Annotated in this window: 15 protein-coding genes; 12 read left to right on the top strand and 3 right to left on the bottom strand. The window is 35.1% G+C overall.

All coding sequences use genetic code 11. The features are described 5' to 3' along the window. Positions 1 to 51 precede the first annotated feature (51 nt). From pepB to J3U16_RS04065, 3 genes are all read left to right on the top strand, one after another. On the top strand, positions 52 to 1,332 hold the full coding sequence (gene pepB, locus J3U16_RS04075; RefSeq protein ID WP_267342522.1) for an aminopeptidase PepB: 1,281 nt from the start codon (positions 52 to 54) through the stop codon (positions 1,330 to 1,332). Between the two features lie 58 nt (positions 1,333 to 1,390). Then, complete coding sequence (locus J3U16_RS04070) at positions 1,391 to 1,984, top strand: tetratricopeptide repeat protein (RefSeq protein WP_065734983.1); 594 nt, start codon at positions 1,391 to 1,393, stop codon at positions 1,982 to 1,984. 210 nt (positions 1,985 to 2,194) lie between these two features. After that, a complete protein-coding gene (locus J3U16_RS04065; protein WP_065734982.1) occupies positions 2,195 to 2,788 on the top strand; it encodes a tetratricopeptide repeat protein in 594 nt (197 codons plus the stop codon). Positions 2,789 to 2,870: 82 nt separating this feature from the next. On the opposite strand, the gene J3U16_RS04060 is transcribed toward J3U16_RS04065, so the two are convergent. After that, positions 2,871 to 3,440, bottom strand: coding sequence for a peptidylprolyl isomerase (locus J3U16_RS04060; RefSeq protein ID WP_220225316.1), 570 nt, complete (start codon positions 3,438 to 3,440; stop codon positions 2,871 to 2,873). A gap of 244 nt (positions 3,441 to 3,684) precedes the next feature. Here J3U16_RS04060 and J3U16_RS04055 point away from each other — a divergent pair, with 244 nt between their 5' ends. From J3U16_RS04055 to robA, 3 genes are all read left to right on the top strand, one after another. Then, the gene (locus tag J3U16_RS04055; protein ID WP_267342520.1) at positions 3,685 to 4,356 is read left to right on the top strand and encodes a phosphoribosyltransferase family protein; all 672 of its coding nucleotides are present in this window, start codon (positions 3,685 to 3,687) and stop codon (positions 4,354 to 4,356) included. Positions 4,357 to 4,458: 102 nt separating this feature from the next. Continuing rightward, complete coding sequence (nfuA, locus tag J3U16_RS04050) at positions 4,459 to 5,037, top strand: Fe-S biogenesis protein NfuA (protein ID WP_065562971.1); 579 nt, start codon at positions 4,459 to 4,461, stop codon at positions 5,035 to 5,037. Between the two features lie 85 nt (positions 5,038 to 5,122). Beyond that, positions 5,123 to 6,046: an MDR efflux pump AcrAB transcriptional activator RobA gene (gene robA, locus J3U16_RS04045; protein WP_065562955.1), complete on the top strand. Its 924-nt coding sequence runs from the start codon at positions 5,123 to 5,125 to the stop codon at positions 6,044 to 6,046. A gap of 32 nt (positions 6,047 to 6,078) precedes the next feature. On the opposite strand, the gene trpR is transcribed toward robA, so the two are convergent. Together trpR and sltY are read right to left on the bottom strand one after the other, a co-directional pair. Beyond that, positions 6,079 to 6,369, bottom strand: coding sequence for a trp operon repressor (gene trpR / locus J3U16_RS04040; protein ID WP_218058433.1), 291 nt, complete (start codon positions 6,367 to 6,369; stop codon positions 6,079 to 6,081). 11 nt (positions 6,370 to 6,380) lie between these two features. Then, a complete protein-coding gene (sltY, locus tag J3U16_RS04035) occupies positions 6,381 to 8,309 on the bottom strand; it encodes a murein transglycosylase (RefSeq protein ID WP_267342519.1) in 1,929 nt (642 codons plus the stop codon). Positions 8,310 to 8,472: 163 nt separating this feature from the next. Here sltY and iscR point away from each other — a divergent pair, with 163 nt between their 5' ends. Genes iscR through hscA form a run of 6 tightly spaced genes read left to right on the top strand, consistent with a single transcriptional unit; the run spans position 8,473 to position 13,336 of the window. After that, entirely contained in the window at positions 8,473 to 8,928 is a 456-nt protein-coding gene (iscR, locus tag J3U16_RS04030) for a Fe-S cluster assembly transcriptional regulator IscR (RefSeq protein ID WP_267330548.1), read from the top strand. 37 nt (positions 8,929 to 8,965) lie between these two features. Then, entirely contained in the window at positions 8,966 to 10,180 is a 1,215-nt protein-coding gene (locus tag J3U16_RS04025; RefSeq protein ID WP_065734977.1) for an IscS subfamily cysteine desulfurase, read from the top strand. Positions 10,181 to 10,195: 15 nt separating this feature from the next. Further along, a complete protein-coding gene (iscU, locus tag J3U16_RS04020; protein WP_065562950.1) occupies positions 10,196 to 10,582 on the top strand; it encodes a Fe-S cluster assembly scaffold IscU in 387 nt (128 codons plus the stop codon). Continuing rightward, positions 10,582 to 10,905, top strand: coding sequence for an iron-sulfur cluster assembly protein IscA (gene iscA / locus J3U16_RS04015; protein WP_267342518.1), 324 nt, complete (start codon positions 10,582 to 10,584; stop codon positions 10,903 to 10,905). The genes iscU and iscA overlap by 1 nt, the downstream gene beginning before the upstream one ends. Positions 10,906 to 10,919: 14 nt before the next feature. Next, positions 10,920 to 11,438, top strand: coding sequence for a Fe-S protein assembly co-chaperone HscB (hscB, locus tag J3U16_RS04010; protein WP_065562948.1), 519 nt, complete (start codon positions 10,920 to 10,922; stop codon positions 11,436 to 11,438). A 38-nt stretch (positions 11,439 to 11,476) separates the two neighbouring features. Then, positions 11,477 to 13,336, top strand: coding sequence for a Fe-S protein assembly chaperone HscA (hscA, locus tag J3U16_RS04005; RefSeq protein ID WP_267342517.1), 1,860 nt, complete (start codon positions 11,477 to 11,479; stop codon positions 13,334 to 13,336). Positions 13,337 to 13,339 lie beyond the last annotated feature (3 nt).

The following is a 13,339-nucleotide window of genomic DNA, read 5'->3' as shown; positions in this document are numbered from 1 at the left end:
GATTAGAATTGATTCATTGTTTTCGCATTATTATTGCTTGAGGAATTTATTATGTCGATGTTATCTATATTACTTTCGGAAAAAACTGCTCCATCAAAGTGGGGCAAAGATGCATTACTCAGTTTTTCAGAAGATGCTGTTACTATTCATTATCGACCTGAGCATCGGCATGGTGCTATTCAACGAGCTGCACGAAAACTAGATAATCAAGGTATTAGATCGGTTAAATTGAGTGGTGACAATTGGGATTTAGAGTCATGTTGGCATTTTTGGATGGGTTATCGTAATGCCAAGAATAATAATAAAATCAGTTGGCCAAAGCTAAGTAATAAAGATAAACAAGAACTAAAAAATCGCTTAGCCATTATTGATTGGTGTCGAGACATTGTTAATCAACAAGCGGAAACATTAAGCCCTTTCGAACTGGCAACGCAAAGTGCAAACTTAATTAGCCATTATTCCTCTGATGTAGCTTATAACATTATTTCAGGTGAAGCATTAAAAGAGCAAGATTATATGGGGATCTACACAGTTGGCAAAGGGTCTCAACGACCGGCTGCCTTGCTTGAGCTTGATTATAATCCTACTAAAAATCCTAAAGCACCAATCATTGCTTGCTTAGTTGGCAAAGGAATTACTTTTGATTCAGGTGGATATAGCTTGAAACCAAGCAGTTTTATGGAATCAATGCGATCGGATATGGGGGGAGCTGCATTGGTGACAGGAGCTCTAGCCCTTGCGATTGCACGTGGAGTTAAACACCGTATCAAACTTTATTTATGCTGTGCAGATAATTTGGTAAGTGGTAATGCTTTCAAACTTGGCGATATCATTCGTTATCGTAATGGTAAAACAGTGGAAGTTGATAATACCGATGCCGAAGGGCGTTTGGTTTTGGCTGATGGATTAATTAGTGCTGATAATGATAACCCCAATTATATCATTGATTGTGCAACCCTTACTGGGGCAGCAAAGATTGCTGTAGGTAATGATTATCAATCATTACTTTCATTTGATGACAAATTTGCTAATCAGTTATTAGCAAGTAGTCAAGCTGAACATGAAGCCTTTTGGCGATTACCATTAGCTGATTTTCATCGAGCCCAATTCCCATCTTCGTTTGCAGATATGGCAAATTCTGGATTACCGAACACCGCTGGTGCAAGTACAGCAGCGGCATTTTTATCCTATTTTATTAAAAATTATAAAAAAAATTGGCTCCACATTGACTGTTCAGCAACCTTTCGTAAAAGCGCAACCGCATTATGGGCAACAGGTGCAACAGGTATTGGTATAAGAACACTTGCTAATTTATTAAGCAAATTGTATTAAATTGTAATAAAATTGAATCGCTAAATTATTTATAAATATATAAGGAATGAGGAATAGTATGAAAAAGTTATTAACACTGATACCCCTTTTATTTTCAGTTTCTGTCTATGCAAGTGATTGTAAAACAGAATTTGAAAAAGAAAATTTTGAAAAAGCTTTTGAGGCATGTACAAAAGAAGCGCCGAATGGTGATTCTGTTGCACAGTTTTATTTAGGGGTTATGTATGATAAAGGCGAAGGTACTGAAGAAGATAAACAAAAAGCTTTTAATTGGTACTCTAAAAGTGCTGAACAAGGTGACTCTGATGCGCAATTTAATTTAGCGGTTCTGTATGATGATGGCGAGGGTGTAGAGCAAGATAAAGAAAAAGCTGTATTGTGGTATACAAAATCGGCAGAACAAGGTGATGCCGATGCTCAGCATAATTTAGCTATTATGTATGATGAAGGTGATGGTATAGCTCAAGACAAGAAAAAGGCAGCATTTTGGTATAAAAAAGCAGCAGATCAGGGCAAAGCTGAATCAATGAATAATTTAGCTGTTATGTACTATGAGGGCGAAGGTGTTGAAAAAGATAAAGCTTTAGCCAAAAAGTATCTAAAACAAGCTTGTTCATTGGGGCTACAAATTGCTTGTGATAATACTTTGTAGAAATAATTAAATAAATTAGAAAAACTATCTTCAATATGAAGATAGTTTTACACAAAAGCATTTATTTCAATTAATTGAAAAGCGTTTGATTATCTTTAATCTTGATAATTAAAGGCGAATTTAAGAATTATTTATAATATTTATCAATAATTTTATAGGTACTAAATTTCTAATTAAGCTATTGTTGATTATAGTGAAATAAGGAAAGCCATGAAAAAAATATTATGGATTATATTATTATTTTTTCCCGCCGTTCACGCTAGCCTGTGCGAACTAAATTTTCATAAAATAAATTTTGAAAAGTTTTTCGCTCAATGTCATCAAGAAGCAGAACAAAATAACCCTAATGCTCAATTCAATTTAGCACTTGTATATGATGAGGGTAAAGGCGTTGGGCAAGATAAACAAAAAGCAGCTTATTGGTATACTAAAGCGGCAGAACTAGGTCACCTTGAAGCCCAATTCAATTTAGCGCAGATGTATTATCAAGGCGATGGAATTGAGCAGGATAAACAAAAAACTCTTTTTTGGTACACTAAAGCTGCAGAACAAGGTTACTTAAATGCTCAAAACAATTTAGCAGCTATGTATTTTAATGGTGAAGGAACCGAAGCGGATAAACAAAAGGCATTTTTTTGGTTTGAAAAAGCGGCCGCACAAGGTAATCCTTTTTCACAGTACAATGTCGCCATCATGTACTATAATGGTAACGGAGTGGAGCAAAATAGATCGTTAGCTAAAGAGTATTTCAAGCAGTCTTGTGATCAAGCTTTTCAAAAGGCTTGTGACGAATTAGAAAAATAATACTATTATTTGATGATTTGAGAAAAACCACCTTAAATCATTAAGATGGTTTGCATGAAATATTTATTGGTTTTAAATAAACTTATTGTTTATCTTCAACAACTGTAACTTTTTTAATATAAACTGGCTCAACAGGCACATTTTGATGTGGTCCCATACGTTTAGTTGGTACATTCACAATTTTATCAACAATATCCATTCCTTTGGTGACTTTTCCAAAAACAGCATAGCCATATTTTTCTGGTCCTTGGTAGTTGAGGAAATCGTTATTCACAACATTAATGAAGAATTGGCTAGTTGCGCTATCTACAGCATTGGTTCTTGCCATTGCGATAGTTCCACGATCATTTTTTAAGCCATTATTAGCTTCATTTTTGATGGGTTGTTTAGTTTCTTTAAATTTTAATTGATCATCAGCACCACCACCTTGAATCATAAATCCAGGAATGACGCGATGGAATGTTAGATTTTCGTAATAACCACTATTAGCATAATCAAGAAAGTTTTTCGTAGTGATTGGAGCATGTTCGCTATCTAACTCAACTTCAATATCGCCCATGCTGGTTTGAATTAATACTTTAGTATCAGCCAAAGTAATGGTTGAAAAGAGGGTTAATAATATTCCTATAAATAACACTTTGATTTTTTTCATTTTATGAATCCTTATTATTATATTGCCGGCAAATTATACCTAATATTGGTTTAATTGAAATCATAAATATGCAAAATCAATTAAAATTTTGTGTGGTAAATCGCAATATTTTTCTAAACCAGTAAAAAATGACTTATATTCACTATAATCCAGAATATTATTAAATTGATATTCTTCTTTATGACTATTTTTAATCCATTAATTAGCTCAAAAACCCCGTTCCTCAACTTTTTTCTGAATGATGATGCGATGTATTTTATGTAATATGCCTTTGGTGCTATCTCACCATGGAATTTGCAGCCAATGTATAGAAAACTTACCGAAGCTTAATAAAGTTTGCCATCAATGCTGCCTTCCTCACTCATTATCAACAAATGAATGTTATCGATGCCGAGAGAAAAGACCTTATTGGGATGAAATGGTGGCAGTAACAGGCTATATCGATCCATTAAAAAAATTAATTCAACATTTAAAATTTCATAATAAAATCGAATTAACCAACGCATTAGCTAGGTTAATGTTTTTAGCCTGGTATCAACGTCGATTAAGTGATGGTCTTGCTAAACCTGACATTGTGACTTGTGTCCCTTTACACCATTTTCGTTATTGGTCTAGAGGTTTTAATCAAGCGGCATTATTGGCTAAGCCAATAGCTAGATGGTTAAATCGAGAATTTAAGCCTTACCTATTGTCGCGAAAATTTGCAGCTTGCGATCAGAAGAACCTATCGCTTAAGCAAAGAATGAGTAATGTAGAAACACTTTTTCGATGTCACTCTGATTTAACCAATCAATCGGTAATGCTTATTGATGATATTGTTACTACCGGTAATACGATAAATGTTATTAGCCAGCAATTAAAAGAGAGTGGTGCCGCTTATGTGCAGGTAGTTTGTTTGTGTCGGACCGTCTTGTAAAATCCAAAACACCCCCTATAATAACCAAGAGAGTAAGTCAACTATTATCGATGATGTTGAGGATTATCAATGTCAATCGTGTCAAAGTGAGGGATTATGTCTATTATTACCATTTCTGAATCAGCTCAACAACATTTTAAAAAATTGCTTGCTAATCAGCCTGATGGTACTCAAATTCGGGTTTTTGTTATTAATCCTGGCACGCCATCTGCTGAATGTGGGGTTTCCTATTGTCCGGCAGATACTGTTGAAGATGGTGATATCGAAGAAGAACAACAAGCAGGTTTTTCTGTTTATATCGATGAAATTAGTGCACCTTTTTTAGAAGAAACCGTGATTGATTATGTGACAGATGAATTAGGTTCACAGTTAACTTTAAAAGCGCCAAATTCAAAAATGAAAAAGGTTGCGGATGATGCCCCATTAATTGAGCGCGTTAATTATGTTATTCAAGCTCAGGTTAATCCTCAATTAGCTAGTCATGGTGGCCATGTTAGCTTAGTGGAATTGACTGAAGATAATTATGCTATATTGCAATTTGGTGGTGGTTGTAATGGTTGTTCAATGGTTGATTTTACTTTAAAAGAGGGTATTGAGAAGCAATTGCTTGCGGAATTCCCTGAATTAGCAGGCGTTAAAGATATTACTGAACATCAAGCGGGAAGCCATTCTTATTGTTAAAAATTTTTCGATTTAAATCTTGCTTATTGCTGGGATTAAGTCATAATCGCATGATGTCTGCCAATTCACTTTATGATGGGGTTTTATGAATCAAGTTAGTATTATTTCAGATCTTATCGTTTGGATTGAAAAAAATTTGGAGCAGCCCTTATCTATTGATAATGTTGCCCAAAAATCAGGTTATTCAAAGTGGCATTTACAACGGATGTTTAAAGAAGTAACCGGTCAAGTGCTCGGTACTTATATTCGTCACCGCAGATTAACTTATGCGGCATTATCTTTGCGAATGACAAGCAAACCTATTTTAGATATTGCTATGCAATATCGTTTTGATTCACAACAAACTTTTACCCGATCTTTTAAAAAACAATTTAATGAAACACCAGCCAGCTATCGACGAGGTGAATTTTGGGATCCAACTGGCTTAACCCCGGCTATTGAATTAAATAAAAATCGACTCTCTTTACCTGAACCTAAATTCGTTAATATGCCAAAGCAAACATTTTGGGGAATTTCATATAAGAATAACTGTAATTTGAGCCAAATTTTAGATGAAGAAAATAAATTAAGATCGCAGTTTTTTCATAATTATCTGTCTCATTATGAGAACAAGAGTGAATGTTTACCCGACAAAATCTTTGCTTTTAGTCGTATTTTAAAAAGTAAAGATAATGCTAATGAGCAAGAACTTTTATATACCATTGCTTTAGATCACAATAACAATTTGGAGCATATTGAGCCTTTTGTTAGTGAAGGTGGTTTATATCTTTGTTTTAAATATATTGGTCCACCAGAAAATTTTAGTGATTTTATTTCTCAAGTCCATTTAGCGGCGATGCCAGCCTTAAAAGTGCGATTGCGTAGTTCAAGCTGTTTAATTGAAATCCATCATAATCACCATGATGATTCTGTAAAATGTTTTGAAGATATCCTTAGCATGGAATGTGATTATTGTGTCCCTGTTGTGGCGGATGAAGAAGTCAATATTCAATCAAACCTATCGTTATAACATGCTATCGTCATGAATATTGACGATAGTTTTTAGTCATTAGAGTTCAATAAAATCTTTTCTAGCCATGCTTTAAATTCAGGTGTTGCTTCTTTTAAACTGTTTGAGCCTCTGGTGACTGTTGCAATACCGATTTTCAGTTGATCTTTAAGCTGGCGCTGATTAATTGATCCATCAAGTAATGAGCGTACAATTTTGACTCGTGTAATTAAAGCATCACGTTCATCAGATGTCATCAGTAGTTTTAAAATATCTAATGAATAACCGTTATTAAATGCTTGGTGTAATATTTCAACCGTTTGGTTCCATTCTTTAGTTTTCATGTAATGCACCATTAGTATTGTCTATTAAATTCTTTTTTTGTCAGTATATGTGGGGTTTGTTCCCCTAAAATGTGCTGATAAATATAATCATATACTAATACACTTTTGACATAATTTCGCGTTTCATTGAAAGGAATACTTTCAATAAATTCGACTGCATCAAGCTTTCCGTTGCTATTATTCAACCATTTTTTTACTCGGCTTGGACCTGCATTATAGGCTGCTGAAGATAAAATACGGTTATTATCATTTTGTAAATAAACGCTGTTTAGAAAATAAGTGCCTAATTGTACATTAGTCATAGGCTCAAATAATTGGTTTGGTGAATTATAGCTAATGTTGGTGACTTTTTTGGCCGTTTCTTTTGCTGTTGCTGGCATTAATTGCATTAAGCCACTTGCTCCGACAGGAGACTGTATTGCTGCATCAAAAGCACTTTCTTGACGCGTGATGGCTAAAGCATAAGATAGCGGAATAGCTTTATCTTTTAAAGCTTCATTATATAGCTTTTTGTACATGATAGGTAATCGTTCTGTCCAATTATCCCATAATTTTCCAGATATTGTTGCTTGAATACTAAGATCTCCCCAGCCCTTGTGGTAAGCATATTGAGCTAAATCGAGATATTCATTTTCTTTTGCTTTAAGTATATAACGCCATTCTTGTTTTGATTCCGCTAGCATACCTAAAAACCTTAGCTCTTTGATTCGAATGGCAAATGGTTTTTGATCATATTTGGCTTTCAAAGAATTTACTTCTGTTGTTGGCAGTTTTTTAGATAAATTGTTGATTATATATGGTTGATTAAGTGCTTGAGCACTGATCATTCCATAAAAACCTCGGTTGTTGCTCAATGTTTTTAAAATATTTTTGGCTTCATTGGTTTTCTTATTTTTAAGTAATACTCTGGCTTGCCAGTATTGCCATTCTTCTTTTAATTGGTCTTCTGGTTTTAATTGTTTTATCCAATGAGCAATATCTTTGTAGTTATTTGCATCAATAGCCATGCGAATACGTTTTTCAACTAATGCAGTATCATGGCTTTTAGTTAGGTAATTATCTCGCCATTTGCTCTGTTCTGTTGTTACTGAATCACTAAAATAGCTATTTGCTAAGCTACTTTGTAATCTATTTTGTTCCTCATCAGTTAGATTCTGTTTTTTTATCAGTTGTGGTAACAATGCTGCCGCAAGATTTTTGTCGGCTTTGACCAAACGAGGGTAAGATGCTAAGACTATTTTTTTGGTAAATGTGCTGGTTTTAATGTTTTTGGAAAATTCGTCAAGTTTTCTTGGATTATCAAGCACGGCCAATAAATAATTTGTTTGATTATTGTCATCTAATAAGTTGGTTAAATGACGAGCGAGTTTTAAATTATTGCTTTCAAATGCAAGCTCAATACGAGATAAAATAAGATTTGATGTACGTTTTCCACTTTTTGACCATGCATCCAACAATGGATCACAGGCTGAAGGTAATTCTTTACCCGTTAACCATAGCGATTCGACATTATCTAAAACCGATTTGTCATTATTTTTTTGTAATTTTGCATATTGATATCGACAATTAGAGCTAATTGAATTGTCTTTAGGAAAAGAGACTATGGCATTCCAATCTTTGCGATTTGATAGTTCATTCAAATAAGCTTGCGTTAATGATGAAGTTAATGGAAAGTCATCATATTTTTTTACAAAACTACTGACGAGTTGTGGTGGTACCGTTTTGATATTTTTTTGAAAAAACTGCACAGCCGCATAAGGATAAAGTGAGTAATTATTTAATTGTTTTAGTAATGCTTGTTGCTCATCATAGTTTAATGATTGATAGGTGTTTTGCCATCTTTGATAATTTTGGCGCAACTCATGTTGTGATGCTTCTACAAATAGACTGTTTGCCAATAAAGTGCTTGATATTAAACACCAACGTATTACTAAATTCATTCCTTAACTCCAGTATCAAATCAGCCTATTAGATTAGCATATTTGGTTATATTTCGTCGATGATGAACTGATAACTTAATTCCCACTAAAATAGTCAACTAAATACTTGACTAAAATTAAAGGATATATAAAATATTTATTATTAAATATAGAGGAATGATTAATGAAATTGACATCAAAAGGGCGTTATGCGGTTACAGCTATGTTAGATGTAGCGCTGCATTCTGGTTCCGGCCCTGTATCACTTGCTGATATTTCAGAACGTCAGGAAATTTCACTATCTTATTTAGAACAACTTTTTTCTAGGTTGCGTAAAAATGGTCTAGTCTCAAGTGTAAGAGGCCCTGGCGGAGGTTATGTACTTGGCCGTAGTATGGATCAAATTGCGATTAGTTCGATTGTTAAAGCAGTAGACGAAACTGTTCATGCAACCAGATGCCATGGGCATACTGGATGTCAAAAAGGTGTAAGATGCCTTACTCATAGTTTATGGAATGATTTAAGTGAACGAATAAACGATTTTTTGACCAGCATCACGTTAAGCGAACTAGTGAATAATCAGGAAGTAAGAGCTGTCGCAAATCGACAAAGTCATCTCCATCACGCCAGAATTAATTAAAGAAATAGAATACAGAATTTGTAATTGGGAGTAATTAATGAAATTACCTATTTATATGGATTATGCAGCCACTACGCCTGTTGATCCAAGAGTAGCTGAAAAAATGATGCAGTATTTAACACCGGATGGTGTTTTTGGAAATCCCGCTTCACGTTCTCATAAATTTGGTTGGCAAGCAGAAGAAGCTGTTGACATAGCACGTAACCAAATTGCTGATTTAATTGGTGCAGATTCACGAGAAATTGTTTTTACATCAGGAGCGACAGAAGCAGATAACTTAGCCATTAAAGGTGCAGCACATTTCAATCAAGCTAAAGGTAAACACATTATTACCTGTAAAACTGAACATAAAGCCGTACTTGATACTTGTCGTCAATTAGAACGAGAAGGTTATGAAGTTACTTATTTAGCGCCAGAATCAGATGGTATACTTAACCTTGATAAATTAGCTGCGGCAATGCGTAGTGATACAACAGTGGTATCTATTATGCACGTTAATAATGAAACTGGCGTTATTCAAGATATCGAAAAAATTGGTGAGATGTGTCGTGAAAGAGGTATTGTATTTCATGTTGATGCAACCCAAAGTGTTGGTAAGTTGCCAATTGATCTGTCTAAATTAAAAGTCGATCTTATGTCATTTTCTGGACATAAAATCTATGGACCAAAAGGGATTGGTGGACTTTATGTTAGACGTAAACCTCGTGTGCGCATTGAAGCTCAAATGCATGGTGGAGGTCATGAACGCGGTATGCGCTCTGGTACATTACCAGTTCATCAAATTGTTGGTATGGGCGAAGCTTATCGCATAGCCAAAGAAGAAATGGCTACAGAAATGCCCCGCCTTTTGGCATTAAAAAACCGTTTATGGAATGGTTTAAAAGATATCGAAGAAGTTTACCTTAATGGTTCATTAGAACATAGTGTTCCTAATATCTTAAATGTAAGCTTTGCTTATATTGAAGGTGAATCACTTATGATGGCTTTAAAAGACTTAGCAGTATCATCAGGTTCTGCATGTACATCTGCAAGTTTAGAACCATCTTATGTATTGCGAGCATTAGGACTTAACGATGAACTTGCACATAGCTCAATTCGATTCTCACTTGGGCGATTTAGTACCGAAGAAGAAGTGGATTATGTTATTAAGTTAATTAAAGATTCTATCGGTAAATTAAGGGATCTTTCTCCACTTTGGGAAATGTTTAAAGATGGTGTTGATCTAACAAAAATTAAGTGGTCAGCCCATTAAAATTAGGAGCAAATTATGGCATACAGTGATAAAGTCGTCGATCATTATGAAAATCCCCGCAATGTTGGCTCTTTCGATCAAAATGATCCTAATGTCGGTAGTGGAATGGTTGGCGCCCCAGCGTGTGGCGATGTAATGCGATTACAAATCAAAGTTAATGATGATGGTATTATTGAAGATGCTAAATTCAAAACTTATGGTTGTGGTAGCGCCATTGCTTCAAGTTCATTAGTGACTGAATGGATCAAAGGTAAATCGTTAGATGAAGCTGAAGCGATTAAAAACACAGATATCGCTAAAGAACTTGCCTTGCCACCAGTTAAAATTCACTGTTCAATTTTAGCCGAAGACGCAATTAAAGCGGCAATTGATGATTATAAATCCAAAAAAGGACAACGTTGATGGCAATCACATTAACTAATAGTGCAGCCAATCGAGTTCAAGCTTTCTTAGCTAATAGAGGTAAAGGGGTTGGACTCAGATTAGGAGTGAGGACCTCTGGTTGCTCAGGTATGGCTTATGTCCTAGAATTTGCTGATGCTATTAATGACGATGATAGTGTATTTGAAGATAAAGATATCAAAGTTATCGTTGATAAAAAGAGCTTAGCTTATATTGATGGAACAGAGCTTGATTTTGTCAAAGAAGGCCTAAACGAAGGCTTTAAATTCAATAACCCTAATTCTAAGAATGAATGCGGTTGTGGCGAAAGCTTTAATGTTTAGTTGGGACATGAATTTTGACTAATTATTTTGAATTATTTCAATTACCGATTAAATTGCCAATTGATAATGGCCAGTTAACGGTCAACTATCAACAGTTACAACGGCAATATCATCCTGATAATTTCGCTCAGGTAGCTGATAATGAAAAAGTGGCAATTATTCAGAAGTCGGCAATGATTAATGATGGCTATCAAACATTAAAAAATCCGATAAAAGCGGCTGAATATTTGTTATCTTTGCAGGGATTTGATGTCGCTACAGAACAGAATATTATTCACGATGCTGATTTTTTAATGGAACAATTCAGTTTGCGAGAAAAATTGGATGATATTGAAAGCCAAAATAATCTTGATCTTTTAGATAATTTTTATTCGGAAATTTCAGAACGAAAAAAACAAGTCTATCAGCAATTATTGGATTATATTTCGAAACAAGATTGGCAAACCGCACTTAATCAAATCTATAAAATCCGTTATCTGGCTAGGTTGATTGAACAAATCGAAAAGTTACAAGAAAAGCAATTTGCTTTATAATTTAAGATTAAGTCACACATCAATTAGAGATAGATCAAATGGTATTATTACAGATTAGTGAACCAGGGCAAACACCAGAACCTCACCAGCGTCGTGTAGCAATTGGTATCGATCTTGGAACAACTAATTCCTTAGTCGCAACAGTTCGTAGCGGGCAATCCGAAGTATTGCCTGATTTAGAAGGCGATGCCTTATTGCCTTCAGTTGTGCATTATGGTGTTGATCATGATGATAATACTATTATAACTGTCGGAAAAAATGCTAAAACTAATGCGGCAAGTGATCCATTAAATACTGTTAGTTCTATAAAACGTTTAATGGGAAGAAGTTTATCTGATATTGATATTTCGCGTTTTCCTTATACGTTTTCCCAAACTGATAATGGTGTTCCTTTATTAAATTTACCTAATCAACAAGTTAATCCCGTACAAGTTTCATCTGAAATTTTGATTGCTTTAGCTGAACGTGCTAAGCAGAGTTTAGCAAGTGAAATTGATGGGGCGGTAATAACCGTACCGGCTTATTTTGATGATGCGCAAAGACAAGCAACTAAAGATGCAGCTAAATTAGCTGGGCTGCATGTTTTAAGATTATTGAATGAACCAACTGCTGCCGCGATTGCTTATGGTTTAGATTCAGGCAAAGAAGGGGTGATTGCTGTTTATGATTTAGGTGGTGGTACGTTTGATATTTCTATCTTGCGCTTACATAAAGGGGTATTTGAAGTTTTAGCAACGGGGGGCGATTCTGCGCTTGGCGGTGATGATTTTGACCGACTACTTGCCGATTATTTAAAAAGACAAGTCGGTCTAGAAAATAACACTGATCCCCATATCAACCAAAAAATTATTGATGAAGCGGTTAAAATCAAAATTGCACTAAGCCAGAAAGATTCTGTTTTAGTCAACATAGAAGGTCAATCTTTAACTATAACGCGTGAGCAATTTGAAACGCTAATTGAACCTTTAGTCAAACGAACGTTGGCGGTTTGTCGTCGAGCATTAAAAGATGCTCAAATTAATGTTGAAGAAGTTAGTGAAGTTGTGATGGTCGGTGGTTCAACACGAGTGCCATTAGTAAGACAATTGGTTGGTCATTATTTTGAAACCGAACCTTTAACTTCAATAGATCCAGATAAAGTTGTTGCCATTGGTGCAGCAATACAGGCGGATATACTGGTTGGCAATAAGCCTGATTCGGATATGTTATTGCTTGACGTGATTCCTTTATCATTAGGCATTGAAACGATGGGCGATTTAGTGGAAAAAATCATCCCTCGTAATAGCACAATACCGTGTGCGAGAGCACAAGAATTTACCACATTTAAAGATGGCCAAACGGCTATGATGATTCATGTTTTACAAGGTGAACGAGAAAGTGTTAATGATTGTCGATCATTAGCAAAATTTACTTTAAGGGGCATTCCTCCTATGCCAGCAGGCGGAGCTCATATTCGAGTTACCTTTCAAGTTGACGCTGATGGCCTATTAAGTGTCACTGCAATGGAAAAATCGACAGGAGTTGAGGCAGCAATTCAAGTTAAACCATCTTATGGACTGACAGAAAATGAAATTGCGACCATGATTCAAGATTCAATCAATTATGCAAATCAAGATAAACAAATAAGAATGCTTGCAGAGCAGAAAGTGGAAGCAGCACGAGTTCTTGAAACCTTGCAAAGTGCTTTAGATAAAGATGCCGATTTATTAGATGAAGAGGAACTTAACCTCATATTACAGGCTAAAAATCAATTACAGCAAGCGACTGAATCTGATGATTATTATTTGATTGAGCAAGAAATTAAACATGTTGATAATGCAACGCAAACTTTTGCAGCAAAACGCATGAATAGATCAATACGCCATGCCTTAACCGGGCATAGCGTTGATGATATTTAACCA

This window comes from Gilliamella sp. B3023 (assembly GCF_026536845.1).
GTDB lineage: Bacteria > Pseudomonadota > Gammaproteobacteria > Enterobacterales > Orbaceae > Gilliamella > Gilliamella apicola_E.
Note: the sequence above shows the minus strand (reverse complement) of the source record. Positions and strands in the feature narration are given on the sequence as shown.

Bases quoted from the DNA above. Each gene is read 5' to 3' on its own strand.
- pepB (WP_267342522.1), top strand. From the start codon at position 52: ATGTCGATGTTATCTATATTACTTTCGGAAAAAACTGCTCCATCAAAG.
- J3U16_RS04070 (WP_065734983.1), top strand. From the start codon at position 1,391: ATGAAAAAGTTATTAACACTGATACCCCTTTTATTTTCAGTTTCTGTC.
- J3U16_RS04065 (WP_065734982.1), top strand. From the start codon at position 2,195: ATGAAAAAAATATTATGGATTATATTATTATTTTTTCCCGCCGTTCAC.
- J3U16_RS04060 (WP_220225316.1), bottom strand. From the start codon at position 3,440: ATGAAAAAAATCAAAGTGTTATTTATAGGAATATTATTAACCCTCTTT.
- J3U16_RS04055 (WP_267342520.1), top strand. From the start codon at position 3,685: ATGCGATGTATTTTATGTAATATGCCTTTGGTGCTATCTCACCATGGA.
- robA (WP_065562955.1), top strand. From the start codon at position 5,123: ATGAATCAAGTTAGTATTATTTCAGATCTTATCGTTTGGATTGAAAAA.
- trpR (WP_218058433.1), bottom strand. From the start codon at position 6,369: ATGAAAACTAAAGAATGGAACCAAACGGTTGAAATATTACACCAAGCA.
- sltY (WP_267342519.1), bottom strand. From the start codon at position 8,309: ATGAATTTAGTAATACGTTGGTGTTTAATATCAAGCACTTTATTGGCA.
- iscR (WP_267330548.1), top strand. From the start codon at position 8,473: ATGAAATTGACATCAAAAGGGCGTTATGCGGTTACAGCTATGTTAGAT.
- J3U16_RS04025 (WP_065734977.1), top strand. From the start codon at position 8,966: ATGAAATTACCTATTTATATGGATTATGCAGCCACTACGCCTGTTGAT.
- iscU (WP_065562950.1), top strand. From the start codon at position 10,196: ATGGCATACAGTGATAAAGTCGTCGATCATTATGAAAATCCCCGCAAT.
- iscA (WP_267342518.1), top strand. From the start codon at position 10,582: ATGGCAATCACATTAACTAATAGTGCAGCCAATCGAGTTCAAGCTTTC.
- hscA (WP_267342517.1), top strand. From the start codon at position 11,477: ATGGTATTATTACAGATTAGTGAACCAGGGCAAACACCAGAACCTCAC.